The organism is Plantactinospora sp. B6F1, from assembly GCF_040120695.1.
Taxonomy (GTDB): Bacteria; Actinomycetota; Actinomycetes; order Mycobacteriales; family Micromonosporaceae; genus Plantactinospora.
The window spans coordinates 206,966-226,413 of record NZ_JBEEAC010000009.1; the positions used below are offsets into that span (position 1 = coordinate 206,966).

18 protein-coding genes and 1 pseudogene are annotated in these 19,448 nt (G+C 72.8%); 8 read left to right on the forward strand and 11 right to left on the reverse strand.

Going from position 1 to position 19,448, the window contains the following annotated elements; all coding sequences use genetic code 11:
• Positions 1 to 77 precede the first annotated feature (77 nt).
• Positions 78 to 1,508, reverse strand: coding sequence for an outer membrane protein assembly factor BamB family protein (locus tag ABNF97_RS15135; protein WP_349338924.1), 1,431 nt, complete (start codon positions 1,506 to 1,508; stop codon positions 78 to 80).
• A 43-nt stretch (positions 1,509 to 1,551) separates the two neighbouring features.
• Entirely contained in the window at positions 1,552 to 2,814 is a 1,263-nt protein-coding gene (locus tag ABNF97_RS15140) for an MFS transporter (RefSeq protein ID WP_349338925.1), read from the reverse strand.
• A gap of 117 nt (positions 2,815 to 2,931) precedes the next feature.
• On the opposite strand from ABNF97_RS15140, the pseudogene ABNF97_RS15145 reads away from it, so the two are divergent.
• Positions 2,932 to 3,906, forward strand: a pseudogene (locus tag ABNF97_RS15145) (ArsR/SmtB family transcription factor); the annotation flags it as partial.
• Here the strand turns inward: ABNF97_RS15145 and ABNF97_RS15150 are convergent.
• Positions 3,876 to 4,466 (reverse strand): Lrp/AsnC family transcriptional regulator, encoded by a 591-nt coding sequence (locus tag ABNF97_RS15150; protein WP_349338926.1) that lies wholly within the window; start codon positions 4,464 to 4,466, stop codon positions 3,876 to 3,878. The pseudogene ABNF97_RS15145 and the gene ABNF97_RS15150 overlap by 31 nt on opposite strands.
• A 135-nt stretch (positions 4,467 to 4,601) precedes the next feature.
• On the opposite strand from ABNF97_RS15150, the gene hppD reads away from it, so the two are divergent.
• From hppD to ABNF97_RS15180, 6 genes are all read left to right on the forward strand, one after another.
• Complete coding sequence (gene hppD / locus ABNF97_RS15155; RefSeq protein ID WP_349338927.1) at positions 4,602 to 5,822, forward strand: 4-hydroxyphenylpyruvate dioxygenase; 1,221 nt, start codon at positions 4,602 to 4,604, stop codon at positions 5,820 to 5,822.
• 10 nt (positions 5,823 to 5,832) lie between these two features.
• On the forward strand, positions 5,833 to 6,516 hold the full coding sequence (locus tag ABNF97_RS15160) for an RDD family protein (RefSeq protein WP_349338928.1): 684 nt from the start codon (positions 5,833 to 5,835) through the stop codon (positions 6,514 to 6,516).
• A gap of 28 nt (positions 6,517 to 6,544) precedes the next feature.
• Positions 6,545 to 7,633, forward strand: coding sequence for an RDD family protein (locus ABNF97_RS15165; RefSeq protein WP_349338929.1), 1,089 nt, complete (start codon positions 6,545 to 6,547; stop codon positions 7,631 to 7,633).
• Positions 7,630 to 8,775, forward strand: coding sequence for a histidinol-phosphate transaminase (gene hisC, locus ABNF97_RS15170; protein ID WP_130465376.1), 1,146 nt, complete (start codon positions 7,630 to 7,632; stop codon positions 8,773 to 8,775). The genes ABNF97_RS15165 and hisC overlap by 4 nt, the downstream gene beginning before the upstream one ends.
• 143 nt (positions 8,776 to 8,918) lie before the next feature.
• On the forward strand, positions 8,919 to 9,473 hold the full coding sequence (locus tag ABNF97_RS15175; RefSeq protein ID WP_349338930.1) for a hypothetical protein: 555 nt from the start codon (positions 8,919 to 8,921) through the stop codon (positions 9,471 to 9,473).
• Between the two features lie 34 nt (positions 9,474 to 9,507).
• Positions 9,508 to 10,539 (forward strand): hypothetical protein, encoded by a 1,032-nt coding sequence (locus tag ABNF97_RS15180; protein WP_130465377.1) that lies wholly within the window; start codon positions 9,508 to 9,510, stop codon positions 10,537 to 10,539.
• A gap of 43 nt (positions 10,540 to 10,582) precedes the next feature.
• Here the strand turns inward: ABNF97_RS15180 and ABNF97_RS15185 are convergent, their stop codons facing one another.
• The 5 genes from ABNF97_RS15185 to ABNF97_RS15205 form a co-directional block, all read right to left on the reverse strand.
• On the reverse strand, positions 10,583 to 11,956 hold the full coding sequence (locus ABNF97_RS15185) for an outer membrane protein assembly factor BamB family protein (RefSeq protein WP_349338931.1): 1,374 nt from the start codon (positions 11,954 to 11,956) through the stop codon (positions 10,583 to 10,585).
• A 99-nt stretch (positions 11,957 to 12,055) separates the two neighbouring features.
• On the reverse strand, positions 12,056 to 12,613 hold the full coding sequence (locus ABNF97_RS15190) for an SRPBCC family protein (RefSeq protein ID WP_130465378.1): 558 nt from the start codon (positions 12,611 to 12,613) through the stop codon (positions 12,056 to 12,058).
• Positions 12,614 to 12,778: 165 nt separating this feature from the next.
• The gene (locus ABNF97_RS15195; protein ID WP_107257431.1) at positions 12,779 to 12,976 is read right to left on the reverse strand and encodes a DUF397 domain-containing protein; all 198 of its coding nucleotides are present in this window, start codon (positions 12,974 to 12,976) and stop codon (positions 12,779 to 12,781) included.
• A 146-nt stretch (positions 12,977 to 13,122) separates the two neighbouring features.
• Positions 13,123 to 14,328 carry a fumarylacetoacetase gene (gene fahA / locus ABNF97_RS15200; protein ID WP_130465379.1) on the reverse strand — a complete coding sequence of 402 codons (1,206 nt, stop codon included), beginning with the start codon at positions 14,326 to 14,328 and terminating at the stop codon, positions 13,123 to 13,125.
• Between the two features lie 16 nt (positions 14,329 to 14,344).
• Positions 14,345 to 15,202, reverse strand: coding sequence for a hypothetical protein (locus ABNF97_RS15205; protein ID WP_130465380.1), 858 nt, complete (start codon positions 15,200 to 15,202; stop codon positions 14,345 to 14,347).
• A 94-nt stretch (positions 15,203 to 15,296) separates the two neighbouring features.
• On the opposite strand from ABNF97_RS15205, the gene ABNF97_RS15210 reads away from it, so the two are divergent.
• A complete protein-coding gene (locus ABNF97_RS15210; RefSeq protein ID WP_130465381.1) occupies positions 15,297 to 16,472 on the forward strand; it encodes a homogentisate 1,2-dioxygenase in 1,176 nt (391 codons plus the stop codon).
• A gap of 19 nt (positions 16,473 to 16,491) precedes the next feature.
• On the opposite strand, the gene ABNF97_RS15215 is transcribed toward ABNF97_RS15210, so the two are convergent.
• From ABNF97_RS15215 to ABNF97_RS15225, 3 genes are all read right to left on the reverse strand, one after another.
• Complete coding sequence (locus ABNF97_RS15215; RefSeq protein ID WP_349338932.1) at positions 16,492 to 17,481, reverse strand: hypothetical protein; 990 nt, start codon at positions 17,479 to 17,481, stop codon at positions 16,492 to 16,494.
• A gap of 218 nt (positions 17,482 to 17,699) precedes the next feature.
• Positions 17,700 to 18,737 (reverse strand): tetratricopeptide repeat protein, encoded by a 1,038-nt coding sequence (locus tag ABNF97_RS15220; protein WP_349338933.1) that lies wholly within the window; start codon positions 18,735 to 18,737, stop codon positions 17,700 to 17,702.
• A 368-nt stretch (positions 18,738 to 19,105) separates the two neighbouring features.
• A complete protein-coding gene (locus ABNF97_RS15225) occupies positions 19,106 to 19,399 on the reverse strand; it encodes a DUF397 domain-containing protein (protein ID WP_349338940.1) in 294 nt (97 codons plus the stop codon).
• Positions 19,400 to 19,448 lie beyond the last annotated feature (49 nt).

A 19,448-nucleotide genomic window follows, 5' to 3' on the forward strand; every position in this document is an offset into this window, starting at 1 on the left:
GCCGACCGCGGCCGGCCCACCCGCCGGGTCGGCCCTGCGACGTCGCTCTCATCCGGCTGCCGACGCGGGAAACACGCTCAGCCGTCCTTGCCGTTCTCCGGTGGGCACTCCGGCTGCTTCGGGCCGCCGCACTCGACGCCGGGCTCCGGTTCCGGCCCGCCCGGGCCGGCGGTCGGCCCCGGGCCGCCGGTCGAGACCCCGGCGAACCGGAGGTACCCGATGTCCCGCCCGTCGCCGATCACCATCCCGGCCGGACCCACCGCGAGCACCTCGGCCGACGAGCGGACGTTGGCCAGTTCCCGGCCGCTGCGCGGGTCGAGTGCGACGATCCGGTTCGGACGCCGGTCGATCAGCAGGGCGGCGTGCCGGGCGAGCGCCGCCCCGCCCTCGGAGTGGACCGGCCGGGTCCACCGGGCCCGGTCGATGGCGAGTTCGCTGCCGATGACCGAGCGCTGGTCGGCGGAGCGGGAGAGCGCGTACCGGTCGTCGACGGCGAGCAGCTTCTCACCCTTGGGGCCGCTCCAGAGCACCCGGCCGTCGTACGCGTCGATCACCGTCTCCCGGGCGTCCGGCCCGACGCCGACGAAGACGTTCTCGCCGCCCTGTGGATCCTCCCGCTGTACGCAGCCGGCACCGTCGGCGGTACGCAGGTTGAGCCCGTCCCGGCGCCACACCTCCTGCCCGGTCGCCGGGTCCCGGGCCACCACGGTGAAGTAGCAGGTGCCGTCGGCGGCGCGGGCCTCGATGCGCAGCATCCGGCCGCCGACCACCACGATCCGGTCCTGCTGCCCGGGCTTCACGTCCTGCATCACCCGGCCGGTGGCGGTGTCCACGATGTGTACCCGGCCGTCGACGGAGAGCCCGAGCAGCGGCGGCATCTCCACCGGGCCGCCGGCACCCTCGTGTACCCGCCGGGTGGTCAACGGCCGGGTGCCGAGGGTGTCGGGGTTGCCGGCGAGCGGCCCGGTCTCGACCCCGGGCAGGAACGTCGTCCAGATCGGATTGCTGCCCCGGGGATCCCACGCGGTCAGGGTGCAGTCCCGGGGCTCCCGGCAGCGCACGTCGAGCACGGCGTTGCGGTACGTCCAGACGCCGACCGCCGCGCTGTCCTTGCGGCGTACCGCTCCGGTGTCGGGGTCGAGCAGCTCGTAGCCCTTGCTCAGCAGCTTGCCGACGGCGACGACGGCGTCCCGGTCGCCGCCCGCGACGGCCGCCCAGTCGGCCTTGCGCTCCCAGAGTCGCAGGCCCGTGGCGAGGCTGCGGGCCTCGACCCGGGTGCGGTAGCGGATCACCACCGTGTTGCCGGCGATGGTGACGCTCTGCGGGGTACCGCCGATCCGCTGTTGCCAGACGACGTCCGGCTCGGAGATCGGCTCGTCGCGGTTGACCCAGTCCCAGACTCCGGGGAACGGGTTCCAGACGTTGGTGGCCGCGAGCACGATGACCGCGATCAGCGCGACGGCCAGGGCGGACATCGCGCCCGCGCTCCGGGCGCTCCCCTTGGCCATCCGCTTACCGTAAACGAGAGGGCGCGGCAAGTGCCGCTAGGCGTTATGTCCGTGTCGTGGATCTTCGTGCAACCGGCTCCGGACGGAGCCAGCGCCACAGCAGCAGGGTCGCGGCCATCGAGGCGACCCCGGCGAGCACCATCACCCGGCCCGGCGGGAGCCACTCGGCGAGCAGCCCGGCCAGCCCGGCGGTCAGGCCCTGCGTGGTCATCAGCCCGGTGGCCAGCAGCCCGAACGCCTGCCCCCGGCGCTGTTCCGGCACCGCCGCCAGGAACCGCCGGGCCAGCCCGAGCTGGAAGGCGAAGCCGAAGGTGGCCAGCCCGAACAGCACGGCGCCGGCGGCCAGCCCCGGTCCGGCGGCGAAGCCCAGCATCGGCGCACCGAGCAGCAGCGCCAGCCACGGGGCCAACCGCTCCCGCCGGGCCGGCGCGACCCACCGTCCGAGCACCAGGTCACCGAGGAGCATGCCGAACGCCGACGCCGCGAAGAGCACCCCGGCGCTCGCCCCGGGACCGAGGTCGTCGGCGTACGGCACGATCACGCCCTCGGCGCCGACCAGCAGCGACCCGGGCAGCCACTGCACCAGCAGCAGTCCCCGGATCCGCCGGTCGCGCAGCAGCAGCCGGTTGACCCGCCAGGTCTGCCGGACCACCCCGTGTGCCGCCGCCCGGCGTGGCCGCTCCGCCACGCCGTACCGCACCAGGAGGGCGGAGAGCCCGCAGGTGAGCGCGGTCAGCCAGAGCGCGCCGTACGGGCCGACCAGGCCGAGCAGCAGGCCGCCGAGGCCGAACCCGAGCACCTGGGTGGCACCCGCCGCGATGGTGAAGAGCGAGCGCCCGAGTACGTAGCCGTCCCCGACGAGCAGTTCCGGCAGCAGGGCGTTGCGGGCGGCGCTGCTCACCGGGGCCAGCAGCCCGACCGCGAAGACCAGTCCGAGCATGCCGGCCGGTGGGAGCACGCCGAGCGCGAGCAGCGCGGCCGCGGCCAGCCGCAGCAGGTCGTAGCCGACCATCAGGGCCCGGGGACGCCACCGGTCGGCGAGGGCGAGCAGCAGTACGCCGCCGATCGCGTGTGGCAGGAAGCCGACCACGTACGCCAGCGCGGCGAGCAGCGGCGACCCGGTCCGTTCGTAGATCAGTACGGCGAGGGCGAGCATCTTCACCGTCTCGCCGACCATGAACACGCCGAAGCCCGCGAAGATCGCCCGAAACTCGGGTACCGCCAGCACACTGCCGAACGTCGCCGGCCGGTCGTCCGGCTCCGGTCTGCTCGCCCGGTCCTCGACCGGGCCCGTCGCGGTGCTCACCCGGCCAGCGTGCGCGACCCCACCGCGCCGCACTAGTGTTTCGGGCAGGAGCGAAAGGTGCCGGCAGTCCCCGGGCCGTCGGAGCGGAATCGGCGGAAGGAGCCGGCGTCGGTGACCATCCGGATCGAGGTGACCCCGGCCGACGTGGCGGCCAGCCGGTTCGCCATCTCGCCGCTCGGCGAGGCGATGTCGGCGTTGCGGCTCTGCGCCGGGCAGCACCGGTCGGCCGCGCTGGCCCCCTGGGTGGCCCGGGTCCGGGACCGGTACCTGCGGTTGCGGCGGGACTCACCGTCCGTCGGTGCGCTGCTGACGCTGCTGCGCCGGGACGGCTACAACGCGGACTTCGTGCAGCCGCCGCCTCCGGCGGTCGGGTTGAGCTTCGCCGACGAACTGGCCGCGATCCGGGCAACCCCGCTGGAGCAGGCCCGCGAGGAGCTGGCCCGCAACCTGGCCGGGCACCGGACCCCGCCGGAGTACGCGCGGCGGATCTTCGAGGCACCGGACGTGGTCGACCGGATCGCCGACGGAATCGAGGCGGCCTGGACCGCGCTGGTCGCGCCCGACTGGCCACGGCTGCGGGCGGTACTCGAACGGGACCTGCTGCGCCGGGCCGGGCAGCTCGGCACGTACGGCTGGGCCGCCGCGCTCGCCGACCTCGACCCCCGGCTGCGCTGGGTCTCGGACGGGGTGGACGGGGTGATCGAGGTCGACTGCGCCGACCGGGGCAGCCGGAAGCTGGCCGGCCGGGGGCTGCTCTTCGTACCCACCGCCTTCGGCCCGCTGATCAGCTACACCGAGCCGCCCTGGCCGTACGCGATCGTCTATCCCGCTCGGGGCGTGGCCGACCTGCTCGGCCCGCCACCGCCCGGCCGTACCCCGGACGCGGTGGACCGGCTGGTCGGCGCCTCCCGGGCGGCGGTGCTGCGGGCCCTGGCCGTCCCCGCCACGACCAGCCAGCTCGTCGCCCAGCTCGGCAGCGGGTTGGGCAGCGTCGGCGGGCACCTGGCGGTGCTCCGGGACGCCGGGCTGGTCAGCCGGACCCGGCTCGGCCGTTCGGTCCGCTACGAGCGGACCGCGCTCGGCGACGCGCTCGTCGCCGAGCCCGCCCCCTCCGACGCGCCCGCCCCGCCCGACGCTCCCGTCGCCGAGCCCGCCCCCTCGGGCGCGGCGTCCACGGCCGAGCGGAGCAGCGGCAGCACCCGGTAGGGGATCTTCTCCGCCAACGCGATGATGCTGGAGGCCCGGGCGATCTGCTCGTGCGCGACGATCTGGTCGAGCACCCGTTGCAGGTCGGCGTTGGAGCGGGCGACGATCCGGCAGAGCACGTCACCGGAGCCGGTGATGGTGTGCGCCTCCAGCACCTCGGGGATGCCGAGCAGGTGTGCGGTCACCGGGTCGTGGCCGGACCGCTGGTTGATCTCCAGCGTGACGAAGGAGGTCACCGCGAAGCCGAGCGCCGCCGGGTCGAGCTGCGGCCCGAGACCGGCGATCACGCCCCGGGCGAGCAGCTTGTCCAGTCGGGCCTGCACGGTGCCCCGGGCCACCTGGAGCCGGCGGGAACACTCCAGCACGCCGATCCGGGGTTCGGCGGCGAGCAGGTCGATCAGGCGGACGTCGAGCCAATCAAGCCGCACATCTTGCACAGTAGTCACGGCTGCTCACCATACTAAATGCACAACCTGCTCAGCGTTTTGCGGATTGGTTGCCCAGTCAGCACCCCGAGCGGGATGCTCCCGGAAAGACCGGCCGGGCCGCCGGCCGGTCGCGGCACCCCAGGAGGCAGGACGATGACCAGCGCACTCCACAAGCCGTCCGGCGCCGGCTCGGCTCTGGACGTCGACGTCGACGTCGACCGGCTCGTCGGGGCCGTCGCGCACGACGACGCCGCCGACCCCTTCCCGGTGCAGGGGATCGACCACATCCGGTTCATGGTCGGCAACGCGAAGCAGACCGCGCACTACTACTCGACCGCGTTCGGGATGACCCGGGCGGCGTACCGGGGACCTGAGCAGGGCCACCGGGAGCACGCCGAGTACGTGCTGACCAGCGGCTCGGCCCGGTTCGTCTTCACCGGCGCGGTCCGCCCGGGCGCCCCGGACGCCGACCACGTGGCCCGGCACGGCGACGGCGTACTCGACATCGCGCTGGCGGTGCCGGACGTGGACGCCGCGTACGCGCACGCGATGGCGCAGGGCGCCACCGGCCTGGCCGCCCCGTACGACGTGACCGACTCACACGGCACGGTCCGGATCGCCACCATCGCCACCTACGGCGACACCCGGCACTCGCTGGTCGACCGCTCGCGCTACCAGGGCCCGTTCCTGCCCGGCTTCGTCGCCCAGGGCCCGATCGTGGACCGGCAGCCGATGATCGACGCCGGCCTGCAGCCGAAGCGGTTCTTCCAGGCCGTCGACCACGTCGTCGGCAACGTCGAGCTGGGCCGGATGGACGAGTGGGTGGAGTTCTACCGCCGGGTCATGGGCTTCACCAACATGGCCGAGTTCATCGGCGACGACATCGCCACCGACTACTCGGCGCTGATGTCGAAGGTGGTGGCGAACGGCACCCGCAAGGTCAAGTTCCCGCTCAACGAGCCGGCGGTGGCCCGCCGCAAGTCGCAGATCGACGAGTACCTGGAGTTCTACGGCGGACCCGGTGCCCAGCACATCGCGCTGGCCACCAACGACATCCTGGCCAGCGTCGACGCGATGCGGGCGGCCGGCGTGGAGTTCCTGGACACCCCGGACTCGTACTACGACGACCCGGAGCTGCGGGCCCGGATCGGCCAGGTACGCGCCCCGATCGAGGAGCTGAAGGCCCGGAAGATCCTGGTCGACCGGGACGAGGACGGCTACCTGTTGCAGATCTTCACCAAGCCGGTGCAGGACCGGCCGACGGTCTTCTTCGAGCTGATCGAACGGCACGGATCTCTCGGTTTCGGCAAGGGCAACTTCAAGGCACTCTTCGAGGCCATCGAGCGGGAGCAGGAGGCGCGCGGGAACCTGTAACACTGTCAGCGTGACCCAGCAGCCTCCCACCATGCATCCGCCGCCGCAGGGGTACGTCCCACCGCAGGGATACGGCCCGCCGCCCGGCTACGGCCCGCCCGGCTACGGCCCTCCGGGGTACGCGCCGGGCCGGCCGGGCCACGGGCCGGTCCCGGGTTACCCGGTGGCGCCGCCGCCGGTCAGCCCGTCCGGGCAGCCGCTCGCCTCGTTCGGTGACCGACTGCTGGCGTACCTGATCGACTCGGCGATCCTCTTCGGGACGATGATGGTGATCGCGATCCCGGTCTTCGTGGTCTACTTCACCACGGGGGGTGCGGACTTTTTCACCGTGACCGATCCGGACACCGTCACCCTTGAGCTGTACCTGTCGGACTTCCTGGTGCCGCTGCTGTTGCTGGAGGTCGGCCTGCTACTGGTCGGGCTCGCCCTCCAGTACGTCTACCACGTGGAGCTGGCGAAACGGACCGGGCAGACCGTCGGCAAGCGGGTGATGAAGATCAAGATCATCCCGCTGGATCCGGCCGGCACGATCGGCCGGCCCCCGCTGGCCCGGCGGTTCCTGGTCCAGACGGCCGGCGGCCTGGTGCCCGGGCTGAACTACCTCGACGGCCTCTGGCAGCTCTGGGACAAGCCGTACCAGCAGTGCCTCCACGACAAGTTCGCCAAGACCGTGGTGGTTAAGGTGCCAGCGTGAACGTCTGGACTCAATCAAGGTCGTCCCGGTGACGGTGCAGCCGGGCTGGTACGCCGACCCCGCCGAGCCGACCACCCAGCGGTACTGGGACGGCGAGGGCTGGGTGGGCGCACCGCTGCCCGTCGACGCCACCCCGCCACCCGGTCCGCCGCCGGCCGAGGAGCCCGAGCCCACCCCGGCACCGTCCAGCGGTGCCGGAGCCCCACCCGGGGCACCGGGTTCTCCCGCCGCACCCGGCTCACCAGCGACGCCACCCCCGCCCGGTGCGCCCGGTGGGCCGGCCGCGCCGTGGGGTGGCCCGCCGTGGGGTGGGCCACCGTGGGGTGGGCCACCGGGCAGCGGCCCGCCGACGGGCGGTACGCCACCGGTCAGCGACGCACCGCCGAGCGGACCGCCGTCCGCGCCCGGTTGGCCGGGTGCCGGTCCGGCGGGTCACCCGTACGGGCCGCCCGGAATGCCGTACGGGCCGCCGCCGCCAGGCTGGCCGCATCCGTACTGGGCCGCGCCACCACCCCGGCCGCACGGGTTGGAGCTGGCGCCGCTCGGCGCCCGGGTGGTCGCCCGGCTGATCGACATCGGCCTGGTGCTGCTGCTCAACGTGGTGGTGAACAGCTGGTTCGTCTGGCGTTTCGTGCAGGAGGTCGAGCCGGTCAGCCGGGAGATCTGGCGGCGTGCGCTGGCCGGCGAGTCGACCACCGAGGGCCTACCCCAGGTCAGCGCGGAGGCCGACGGGTTGCAGGTGGTCATCCTGCTGATCGCCGTCGCGCTCTGGTTCGCCTACGAGGTGCCGTCGGTGGCCAACACCGGGCAGACCTTCGGCAAGCGGATCATGAGGATCAAGGTCGTACCGCTGGCCGAGACCGAGCAGTTGGGCTTCGGTCGCTCGTTCCGGCGGTTCAACATGCTGGGCCTGCCGGTCTTCCTCTGGAGTTGCTGTGGCATCGGCTTTCTGATCCAACTCGTCGACTGCGCGCTTCCGTTCTTCGACCGGCCACTGCGGCAGGCCCTGCACGACAAGCGGGGCCAGACCGTGGTGGTCCGAGCGTCCGCCCCGGCCAGTCCCCCGGCCGAGACCACCGACACCCCGCACGATCGCTCTGGAGGCCCCGCGTCATGACCGGTCCGACCCCCGATTCCGGCCAGCGTCCCGCGACGACTCCCCGGCTGACCCGCGCCGATCTGGACGCGCTGCCGAACTACGTGCCCGGGCGCAGCCCGGCGGACCTGGCCCGGGAGCTGGGCCTGCCGGAAGCGATCAAACTGGCCAGCAACGAGGTGCCGTACGGTCCGCTGCCGGGGGTGGTCGAGGCGGTCGCCGAGGCGGTCGCCGGGGCACACCGGTACCCGGACATGGGCGTACTGGCGCTGCGGGCGGCGCTGGCCGAACGCCACGGCGTCGACCCGGACCGGATCGCCACCGGCTGCGGGTCGGTGGCGCTGGCCGAGCACCTGGTCCGGGCGACCTGCCTGCCCGGGGACGAGGTCGTGTACTCGTGGCGCTCCTTCGAGGCGTACCCGATCATCGCGGCGACCAGCGGCGCGACCAGCGTGCGGGTGCCCAACGACGCCGGCCACGGGCACGACCTGACCGCGATGGCGGCGGCGGTGACCGACCGGACCCGGCTGATCCTGGTCTGCAACCCGAACAACCCGACCGGGACCAGCCTGCGCCGCCCCGAGCTGGACCGGTTCCTCGCCGCGGTGCCGGACGACGTGCTGGTGGTGCTCGACGAGGCGTACCGGGAGTTCGTCACCGACCCGGCGGTGCCGGACGGCCTCGCGGCCTACGGCGACCGGCCGAACGTGGTGGTGCTGCGCACGCTCTCCAAGGCGTGGGGCCTGGCCGGGCTCCGGATCGGCTTCCTGGTCGGGCAGCCGGAGGTGGCCGCGGCGGTACGCAAGGTGGTCACCCCGTTCTCCACCAGCCTGGCCGCCCAGGCGGGGGCGCTGGCCGCGCTCGACCAGGCCGACGAGGTACGGCGGCGCTGCGCGCTGGTGATCGCCGAGCGGGACCGGGTGACCGAGGCGCTGCGCAAGCGGCTGCCGGCCGGGCCGGTCGGGGCGACGGTGCCGGAGAGCCAGGCCAACTTCGTCTGGTTGCCGTTGGGCGACCGGTCGGTGCCGTTCGCACAGGCCTGCGAGGCGCGCGGGATCATCGTCCGTCCCTTCGCCGGTGAGGGCGTACGGGTCACCGTCGGCACCCCGGCCGAGAACGACGCCTTCCTCGCGGTGGCCGACCAGCTCACCCAGCAGCGGTAAGCGAAGAAAGTACGATTAAACTCCTTTTGGCCCGCAAATAGGACGATATCCCCTATCTTCCTCGAATAGGTCACCGGGCGCGGCCCGGGATCCGAGATCACCGGATCGACGAGATCCATTCGAGAAAGCGTGAGGTACCGTCCGTGCGACTTGCCAGAATGCTCGTGATCGGAGCGGCCGCCGCGGCTGCGGTGGGACTCACCGCCGCACCCGCCGTGGCGGCGCCGACCGACACCACCACCGTCACCTTCGACGTCACCGCCGGCACTCTCGACATCGACGCGCCCACCTCGGCCGACCTCGGCTCCGGCGCACCGGGCACCACCATCGACGGCTCCCTCGGCGCGGTCACCGTCACCGACGCCCGGGCCTCGGGCGACGCCTCCTGGGCGGCGAGCGTGACGTCGAGCGTCTTCACCACCGGCACCGGTACGCCGAGCCAGACGATCCTCGCCTCCGAGGTCGAGTACTGGTCGGGGAGCCTGATCACCTCGACCGGCAACGGCACCTTCAACCCCGGCCAGGCCACCTCCGACGATGCGGTGCCGCTGGACACCGTCACCCCGGTGGTCGCGTTCACCCACGTCGGCGGCACCGGCAACAACTCCGCCACCTGGAATCCAGGGCTGTCGATCAACGTGCCGCTGGACGCCGAGGCCGGCACCTACACCGGGACGGTGACGCATTCGGTGGCGTAGTCCCCGCGCGACGGCGGCGGTCCCGACCGGACCGGTGCCGCGACCGGCGGGCTGGGCACCGCTGCTCCTCACCTGCCTCGTCGGCCTGGGTCTGCCACCCACCCAGGCCGGCGCGGCCGGTCGGGACGACCCCGACACCGAGAGAATCGGGATCCAGCTGCTGGAGGCACCGGTGGACCGCCGTGCCGACCCACGGGCGCTGCGCTACATCGTGGACCACCTGCCGCCCGGCACCGTGATCCGGCGCCAGCTGCTGGTGGTGAACAAGACCTCCCGCGCCCAGCGGGTCGACCTCTACGCGGCGGCGGCCAGCGTCGAAGGGGGCCGGTTCCGGTTTGCCGAGGGCCGGACGCAGAACGAGCTGAGCTCCTGGATCTCCCTGGACAGGGAGCGGGTGGAACTCCCGCCGGGCGCCAAGACCCGGATCCGAGCCACCCTCGACGTACCGCCACCAACACCGAAGGGTGAGCGGTACGCCGTCATCTGGGCCTCGACGAAGTCCCCGCCGAAGAAGTCGGCCAACGTCAGCCAGATCCACCGGGTCGGCGTACGGGTCTATCTCGACATCGGTGTCGGTGGCGAGCCGCCGTCCAGTTTCACGATCGGTGACGTGGTGCCGGCGCGGGACGCCCAGGGCGTACCGTCGGCGAGCATCCGGGTGGCGAACACCGGCGGGCGGGCGCTGGACCTCAGTGGCACGGTGTCGCTCTCCGAGGGACCGGCCGGGACCCGCGCCGGCCCGTTCGAGGTGATCGAGGGGACGACACTCGAACCCGGTGCGTCGGGCAGCGTCGGCGTGCGGTTTCCCCGGGAACTGCCCAACGGCCCGTGGAAGATCGACATCGAACTCGCGAGCGGTACGGTGCGGCAGCGCGGCACCGGAAGGATCACCTTCCCCGACCCGGGCGAGGTCGGCGAGCCGAGCCGGCTCCTCGCGCCGCTGCGCACCCCGTGGGGGATCGTCGGAACCTCGCTGGTCGTCGGCCTGATCCTCACCGGCGGACTCTTCGTCGTCGCCCGCCGGGCACACCGCCGTCGCAAGGTCGGTGCGGCGGCCGGGTCCTAGTCTCCGTCAGCGCACCGCCCGGCCCGGCACCGCCTCGGCCTGGTCAGGTGCCGGCCAGGATGACCGGCTGGGCCGCCAGGTAGTAGCGGTCGTCCCCGGCGGCCGGGTCCACCGGCTCGGCGAGCCGCTCCACGGCGACGAAGCCGCTGGCGGCGTACGCGAACCCGGGTGTCCAGCTGGTCGAGTCCCGGCCGTACGTGAACGGGAAGCGCGACCGTTCCGCCCCGGTCGCCGAGTCCAGGGTGACCAGGTCACCTCCGGCGGTACGCAGGTGCACGCGGCCGGGTTGGGTGGCGATCAGCCGGGCCTGCCCGGCCTCGGACCAGCGCCACAGTTCGGCACCGGTCCGCACCGACCGGGCCAGCAGCCCGGTCCCGTCCGGGGTCACCGCGACCTCGTCGACCAGGACCGCCTCGGGCGCGTCCAGTGCCGGGGCCGGCACCGGGCGGGCCCCGTCGAGCAGCCAGCCCCGGGTCACGCCACCGCTGACCGTGCGCAGGGCCCGGCAACCGGACCTCCCGGTCGCACAGCCGACCGGGCTGACCTGCACCGGCCGCCCGGAATCGTCGGGACGCCAGCGCCCGACGAGGGCGCCGGTGGCCACGTCGCGGAATTCCACCTCGACCGATCCGGCGCAGACGTCGACGACGGTGAAGAGCCCGTCGACGGTGGTCAGCCCCCGACCCGCCGCCGCGTCCGCGCCGTCCGGGCCGCCGTCCGCGCCGGCCGGGCCGTCCGGGCCACCACCGTCCGGGCCATCCGGGCCAGCACCGGCCGGGCCATCCGGGCCAGCACCGTCCGGGCAGGCCGGGTCGGCGGCGAGGCGCCACAGTTCCCGGCCGGAGTCGAGGTCGATGCCGCGCCGGTCGGCGGCCTCCCCGACCACCAGGACGGGCCGCCCGGTCGAGCCGTGGGCGGTGTGCAGGCCGGTCGGGGCGTAGACGGTGGCCGCTCCGGTACGCCGGCCGAGGTAGCCGTGCCCGGGACGCGGTCCGGCCGCCCGCCAGCGGACCGTGCCGGTACGGGCGTCCAGCGCCACCAGCTCGCCGTCCGACCAGCGGGTCAGCACCGTGCCACCGTCGGCCGCCACCCCCGCCACCTGGGCCGGCCAGCGCCGGTACGACCAGTACGGCGTGCGCCGGGTCGGTGCGTCGATCGGCCGGTCGGCTCGGATCTGCCGGGTGGTGGCGTAGACCCTGATCCGGTCGTCGACGATCAGCGGTGCCGCGTTGAGGGTGCCGACGACGCCGGGCCGGACGGTCACCGGAGCCGGATAGTCGCCCCGGGCCGGAGTACTCACCTCGGCGGGCGCCAGCACCCGGTAGACGATCACGGCGGCCCCGGCCAGGAGCAGCGCCGTCACCACGATGGCGACCGCCGTCCGCGGCCGGTTTCGCGCGCCGTTCGGCGTTGCCATGCCCGGACACCTCCGCCGGAACCCTATCCAGGGTCGGGCGGCCGCCACCTGGCAGGTGCCCGATCGGGGTAGCCGGCGGGCGCGGACTCCGTCGGCCGGTCAGGCGGCGACGGCCGGGCCGCTTCGTCCGGAGCGGGCGGCGGTCGCGGCCAGGTCGGCCAGGTCCCGGCGCAGCGCGCCCTCGCCGGCCCGCGCGGCGAGCCCACCGAAGACCACCGCGAGCAACCGGCTGTACCGCGCGGTCGGCACACCCTGGTGGCTGACCGTCACCACGGTCCGGCCCCGGCCCGGCGGTCGCGCCGGCACCGGAGCGAAGGTGTACGTCGTCAGATAGTCGACGCCGTTGCCTGACGAGCTGACGACGAGTCGCCGGGCCGGCACCGCCTCCTGGACCGTGAACTCCTCGACCATCACGGTGCCGTCCGGGCCGGGCCGGCTCTCCCGCCAGACGGTGCCGACCCCGAGGCTGGTGCCGGATTCCCGGCCGGACCTGGGTGGCGCGACGCTCTCCTCCGGTGCCGGCTGCCCGGTCTGGCGCAGCACCTGCACCTCGTCGACCTGACAGAGCCATCGGGGGCGGTCGGGCAGGTCGGTGAAGACCCGCCACAGTTCGTCGGCGGGTGCCTGGATCAGTCGGCTGAACGCCACCGTCGACATGGGCACCTCCCCGCCTGTCACGGTACGGCGTGGTGAGGACAGTTCACACTCCAGACCGCCACAGAGTGATCATAACGTGACAGTACGGAGTGCGAACGAATGTCGTGGCGAAGTGTTCCCCGTGACCGCGCGGTTCCGGCAGTGCTCGGAACCGCGCGGTGTCGATCAGCTTCCGAACGCGCCCGTCCTGGTCGCGGTCACGAACGCCGCCCAACTGGCCGGTTCGAACGACAGCACCGGGTCCGGGTCCTTCGAGTCACGCACGCCGACCACTCCGGGCAGGTTGTCGGCCACCTCGATGCAGAGCCCCTGATCGTTCGAACGGCTGCTCTTGCGCCAGCGAGCAACTTCCGCGTTGAACATATTTGTACCCTTTCAAGCTTAATAACACTTGATGACGGGTTTGTCACCGTCCGGGTAAGTCAACGCGCGACGAGCAATCCTGTTACTCGTCTCGACCGATCAATCGCACACTTCGTCCGACCGGCGGCGGGAGACCGACCGCCGGCTCAGTCCGGGCGGGCCGGAGCGATCGTCCCGACGACCTCACCGAGCCCGACCGTGGTGCCGTTCGGCCCCGGCGCGGTGGCGCCGATCCCGACCGTGTCACCGTCGGCCAGGAAGGTCCGGGTCGCCCCGTCGGAGAGCGTCACCGGCTCGGTGCCACCCCAGGTCAGTTCGAGGAACGAGCCGACCTGCTCGCGGCGCGGACCGGAGACGGTGCCGGAGGCGTAGAGATCACCGGTACGCAGCGCCGCCCCGTTCACCGTCAGGTGGGCGAGCTGCTGGGCCGGCGTCCAGTACATCCCGGCGAACGGCGGCTCGCTGACCCGGGTGCCGTTCCAGTCCACCGTCAGCCGCAGGTCCAGCCCCAGGTGCGGTACGTCCCGCAGGTAGTCGAGCACCGCCGGCTCCTGCTCCGGGGCCGGCACCCAGGCGTCGGCCAGCGCCTCCAACGGCACCACCCAGGGCGAGACCGAGGTGCAGAACGACTTGCCGAGGAACGGCCCGAGTGGCTGGTACTCCCATGCCTGGATGTCCCGGGCCGACCAGTCGTTGAGCAGCACCACCCCGAAGACGTGCGCCGGGAAGTCGGCCACCCCGACCCGTTCGCCCAGCGCCGACGGTACGCCGACCACGAAACCCACCTCGGCCTCGATGTCCAGCCGGGTCGACGGCCCGTACACCGGACCGTCCGGGGTGCCGCGCTGCCCCGTCGGGCGGACCACCGGGGTACCGGAGACCACCACCGTGCCGGCCCGGCCGTGGTAGCCGACCGGCAGGTGCCGCCAGTTCGGCAGCAGCGCCTCCCCGTCCGGCCGGAAGATCTTGCCGACGTTGCTCGCGTGGTGCTCGGAGGAGTAGAAGTCGACGTAGTCGCCGACCTCGAACGGCAGCACCAACTCGACCTGGTCGAGCGGGACCAGCAGCGGAGCCACCGCCGCCCGGTGCCGCTCGTCGGTCAGCAGCTGCACGATCCGGGTCCGGACGGTGCTCCACTGCGCCCGGCCGAGCGCCAGGAACGCGTTCAGCGTCGGCTGGCGCAGCGCATCGCCGGCCAGGATCAGCCCGGCCGCCTCCGCGCCGTCCAGGTCGAGGACGAAATCGCCGATCCGTACGCCGATCCGGCGCGCCCGCCCCGCCGACCGGAAGACCCCGTACGGGAGGTTGTGCACCCCGTACGCCGAACCCGTCGCCTCCGTCACCCAGGTCACACCCGTCCCCCAACCGTCACGACTCGAAGCCTCCGTTCACCAGTCCCAGCCGGACCAGGTCGATCAGCGGTTCCATCACGCTGCACGAGCCAAACCCGCTCCATAGTGGACGTGGCTCCTCGCGCCGGGACCGGGCCGCCTCGACCAGCGGCAGCGGGTCGGTCGCGGCCAGCGTCTCGGCCACCTCGGAGACCTCGGCGCCGGCGCAGGCCACGGCGGTGCCGGCAAGGACGTTGACGAAGCCGTGGTGGGTGAAGCCGGTCTCCGGGTCGATGTGCCGGATGGCGTGGTGCAGCCCGGCGGTGAGCTTGAACGGCAGGTCCCGGTCCCGACAGGCGCCGATCACCGCCGCCAGCTCGACCGGGGTGGGGAAGAGTTCGGCGGCCAGCCCGCCGGTGCGGAACTTGGCCGCGATCCGCCGGCCGCCGGCCCGCTCGTCGGCCAGCCGGTCGAGCGCGCCGAGCAGCCCCCAGGTGAGCGGGATCTCCGCGTAGACGTCGGCGTCGTCGAGCTGGCCGGGAAGTTCGGCGAGTGCGGCGAGCCCGGGCAGCGGGTCCTCGCCCCGCTTGGCCACCGCCATCTCGACCTGGCGGATCCGGATCCGCGGGTCGGTGCGGTCGCGCAGCGGGTACAGCTCTGCCACGGGGACGTCGCCGATCACGCCGACGTCGATCGGCTCGTCGTCGGCGAGCAGCGCCGGCAGGCTGGGCAGGGCGGAGGCGGGCAGCAGCAGGGGGCCGACCAGCGGGGCGTACCAGGCGCCCCGGTGCCGGCGGTGCGCGGCGACCGCGTCGGGCAGCGTGGCGCTGCCGGGCGGGAAGACGGCGGCGTCGTCGACCAGCCCGGCGAAGAGCCGAGGTACCTGCGTTGACACGAACAGAGAACTTACGGGACGCTACGACTAGCGGACAACACCGTCCGATTATCGGACACCGTCGGCCGGTGACTGGGACAAAACGGAGGCGATCATGCCGTACTACCGCAGCGTCGGCGAGGTTCCCCGGAAGCGCCACACCCAGTTCCGGCAGCCCGACGGCAGCCTCTACGCCGAGGAGCTGATGGGCCAGGAGGGCTTCTCCGCCGACTCGTCGCTGCTCTACCACCGCTACCTGCCGACCGCGATCGTCGCCGCCGAGGAGTTCACCCCGCCGGCCTGGCAGCGGGTGCCGAACCTGCCGCTCAAGCCCCGTCACCTGCGTACCCACAAACTCGACGGCGGAGCCGGCACCGACGCGATCCTGGGCCGGCAGCACCTGCTCGCCAACGACGACGTCCGGATCTCCTACGTCGTCGCCGACCGGCCCTCCCCGCTCTACCGCAACGCGGTCGGCGACGAGTGCCTCTACGTCGAGTCCGGCGCGGCCCGGGTCGAGTCCAGTTTCGGCGTGCTCGGAGTGACCGCCGGGGACTACGTGATCATCCCGACCTCGGTGGTGTACCGGATCGTGCCGGTCGCCCCGGAGCCGCTGCGGATGCTCGTCGTCGAGGCCTCCGGGCACATCGGCCCGCCCAAGCGCTACCTCTCGGTACGCGGCCAGTTCCTCGAACACTCCCCCTACTGTGAGCGGGACATCCGGGGCCCGGAGTCCCCGCTGCTGGTCGAGGAGACCGACGTGGAGGTGTACGTCCAGCACCGCCGGGGCTGGACCCGGCACGTGTACGCCAACCACCCCTTCGACGTCGTCGGCTGGGACGGCCACCTCTACCCGTGGGCGTTCTCCATCCACGACTTCGAGCCGATCACCGGTCGGATCCACCAGCCACCGCCGGTGCACCAGACCTTCCAGGGGCCGAACTTCGTGATCTGCTCCTTCGTGCCCCGCAAGGTCGACTACCACCCGCTGGCCGTCCCGGTGCCGTACAACCACCACAACGTCGACTCCGACGAGATGCTCTTCTACACCGGCGGCAACTACGAGGCGCGGCGCGGCTCCGGCATCGCGCAGGGCTCGATCTCGCTGCACCCGGCCGGCTTCACCCACGGCCCGCAGCCCGGCGCCCCGGAGCGGGCGATCGGGGCGGAGAGCTTCGACGAGCTGGCCGTCATGGTCGACACCTTCCGCCCGCTCGACCTCTGCGGCCCGGCACTGTCCTGCGAGGACACCGGGTACGCCTGGACCTGGTCCGGCCGGGGCACCGGCTGAGCCGACCCCGACGGCCTGGTCACCGGTCTGCCTCGACCAGCGGCCGCAGTCTCTTCTGCAAGGCCGCCTCGTCGATGCCCCGGGCCAGCTTTCGGTTGTAGTGCATGCGGAACGGGCAGCTGTCCTCGGCGCTCTGCCGCCCGGGCACGGTGAACTCGCTGACCAGCTTGCCGCTGCGGGCTTCCCGAACCGTTACGTGGTAGGCGCTCTCGAACAGGTCGAAGGTGAACGGGCTGCCACCGGCCAGCAGCGCCTGCTCATGCGCGTAACTGCAGGTAACGTCCTGCCGCGAGTCCCGGGACGCCGTCACCCGTACGCAGACGAGGAGCTGCACCTGGTCGAGGTCCCGGCGGGAGGTGCCGGACTGGTACCGGGGTTCCCATTCCCTGGGCAGCAGAATCTCGGTGTACTCCAGCTCCCGCTCGTCGGAGTACCTGACCATCGCCATCAGGTGCGGGCCGCGGCCGGCAAAGGGCCGGGAGGTGAGGTTGTAGACATAGAGCTTCGGCGACCGGCACGGGTCGGCGGAGTCCTCGCTGCGGGTCTGCGTCGGCCCGGACGGTGCCGGGAGGGGTGGAAGCTGCCCGGCGGACGGCGGGCCACCGGGCCGATCCGGCGGCCAGGTGCACGGCCCGGTCAGGGCGACGGTGAACCGCCCACTCTCCAGAGGCATTTCCATGAGCAACTCGGTGCCGTCCTCGTGCACGGCGGTGATCTCCCGGACGTCGGCGGGCGTGCCGGTCCGCAACCTCTTGGCATGTTCGGCGAAGCCCTCGCGAAGCATCCACATCTCCACGTCGTCGAGGTACTTCCCGGCCTGCTCCGCAGCGGAGACCGTCAGCTCCGCCCGGGGCCGGACACCCCAGCTCGGGCCGCCCCCGGGCAGGTCTGCGCAGCCTGCCCTCCGGGAGTGGCTCGGCGCGGTTGCCTGCGCGTCGGACTCGAGCGCCCCGGCCACCGCGCGGGACAGGTGCTCGGTCAGTCGTTGCTCGAACTCTTCGGTGCTCACCTTGGGTGCCGGCGGTTCCGGTCCGGTTTCGCTGGTGCAACCCGTGAGCACCAACACCCCGCACACCGTCACGCCGATCCGGCGGCTCCATCGCTGCGTCCACTGCCGAGCCATCGCACCCCCGAACGTTCCGCCGGCACGAGCAAGCCGCAGAGAAACGGGATGTTCTGTCCCGGACTCTACCCGTTCATCCACGCTGTCCGATACAGGTCATGCCATCAGTCGCGGTCGGGTGACCAGCCGAAGAGCACCGCCAACTGCGTCGCGGCGGTGGTGACCAGCGCCAGCACCAGCGGCCACGGCGAGCCGAGGATCGCGTAGAGCAGGATCAGGCACGGTCCGGCAACCACGGCGTAGACGGCGAGGGCCAACAGCCGGTCGGAACGGATCAGGTCGGGCAGCCGCCCCCGGCCCAGGTTCGGCACCCGTCTGGCGAAGCGCCAGACCAGAACGCCGCCGGTCACCGCCGCGAGCCCGGCCCAGAGCCGGGACGACACCGGGTTCGCCGCCGCCAGGCAGGCCACCAGGATCGACACCACGATGGTGTAGCCGGCGCCGTACATCAGGAGTTGCCGCAGCCCGCCGCCGATCGCCCGGGCGCCGTCCCGGCTGGTCGGCTCCAGCGCCGCCGCGTCCGCCAGATGTTCCAGCGCCTCCGAGTAGCGCCGCTGCTCCAGCCGGATCACCCCGATGTTGTGCTGCGCCGCCGCCAGTTCGGGGTCCAGCCGCAGCGCCTCCCGGTACGCCCGCTCGGCCAGGTCGAACATCTGCATCCTGGCCGCCACCAGGCCCAGCACCAGGTGCGCCTGCGGCTCCTGCGGCGCCAGCTCGACACCCCGCCACGCGGCGTTGAGCGCCTGCTGCCCGTTGCGCGACTCACCCAGGATCGCCGCCGCGCTGCGCTGGGCGTACGCGTCGTCGGGGCCGAGCGCGAGGATCTCGTCGGCCGTCGCCGCCGCCTCCTTGAACCGGCGCAGGTCCGCCAGGGCCTGTCCTCGGATCACCAGCGGGTGGATCAGCTCCGGAGCGGCGGCGACGGCCGACTCGGCGGCATCCAGCGCCTCCTCCGGCCTGCCACCCGCGAGCTTGACCATCGCGAGCATGACCAGCGCAGGCACATGCGACGGGTCGAGCGCGATCGCGAATCCGACTTCCGCGGCCGCTTCGTCGTAGCGGCCGAGCTCGGCGAGCAGTTCGGCGCGCTGGACGTACCCTTCGGCGGAGGAGAACTGGTCGGAATCGGCGTCGCTGGACACGGGCCGAGCCTATCCGGCGCTGTCCCGCCGGATACGCACGCCCGACTCACCGAACACCCACTCCCCGGCCGTCAACCGACGGTCGCCGGCCAGCTGACCGACGACCCGCCCGAATGCCCACTCCCCAGCAGCCCGGATGCGCGGTACCGTAGACGGGACCAAGCCTGGCGCTCCCCCCGTGGCGTCAGGCTTGGTCCACTAATGCCCCGGTCACCTGGTCGGATGCCTCCCCACTGCCGAGCCCGCCTCGGATTCCGCGCTCGCGATCCTCGATGCGATCCCGTCAAAGGGACTCCTGCCGAGGCCGAGCATGGCGACGCCCCCGTGCCCGTGCTGCCACACGGACGCGGGGGCGATCGTCAAATCGACTACCGATGCGGGGCAACACCCCGGACGAAGGTGCGCCAGGCCGCCGGCCCGAACGCCAGCACCGGCCCCGACCGATCCTTGCTGTCCCGCACCAGCTCCCAGGTCTCGCGACTGGTCGAATCGAGTTCCGGTGACCTGTGGCGCGCCGTGGCCCTGTCAGCCGGCCCGCCTCGGCCTGCTACGCGCCTACCGGGACGACCGCATCGGATCACTGAGCTAGTGCCTCGTCTTTGAACGTTGATCGTGTAATCCGTCGGTTCTGAGGATCTATCGGGCAGGCTGTCTCCCAGCACTCGTGGTGGGAGGTGATGGCCGGTGGGCAGACGGCCAGAGGTGTTCGTC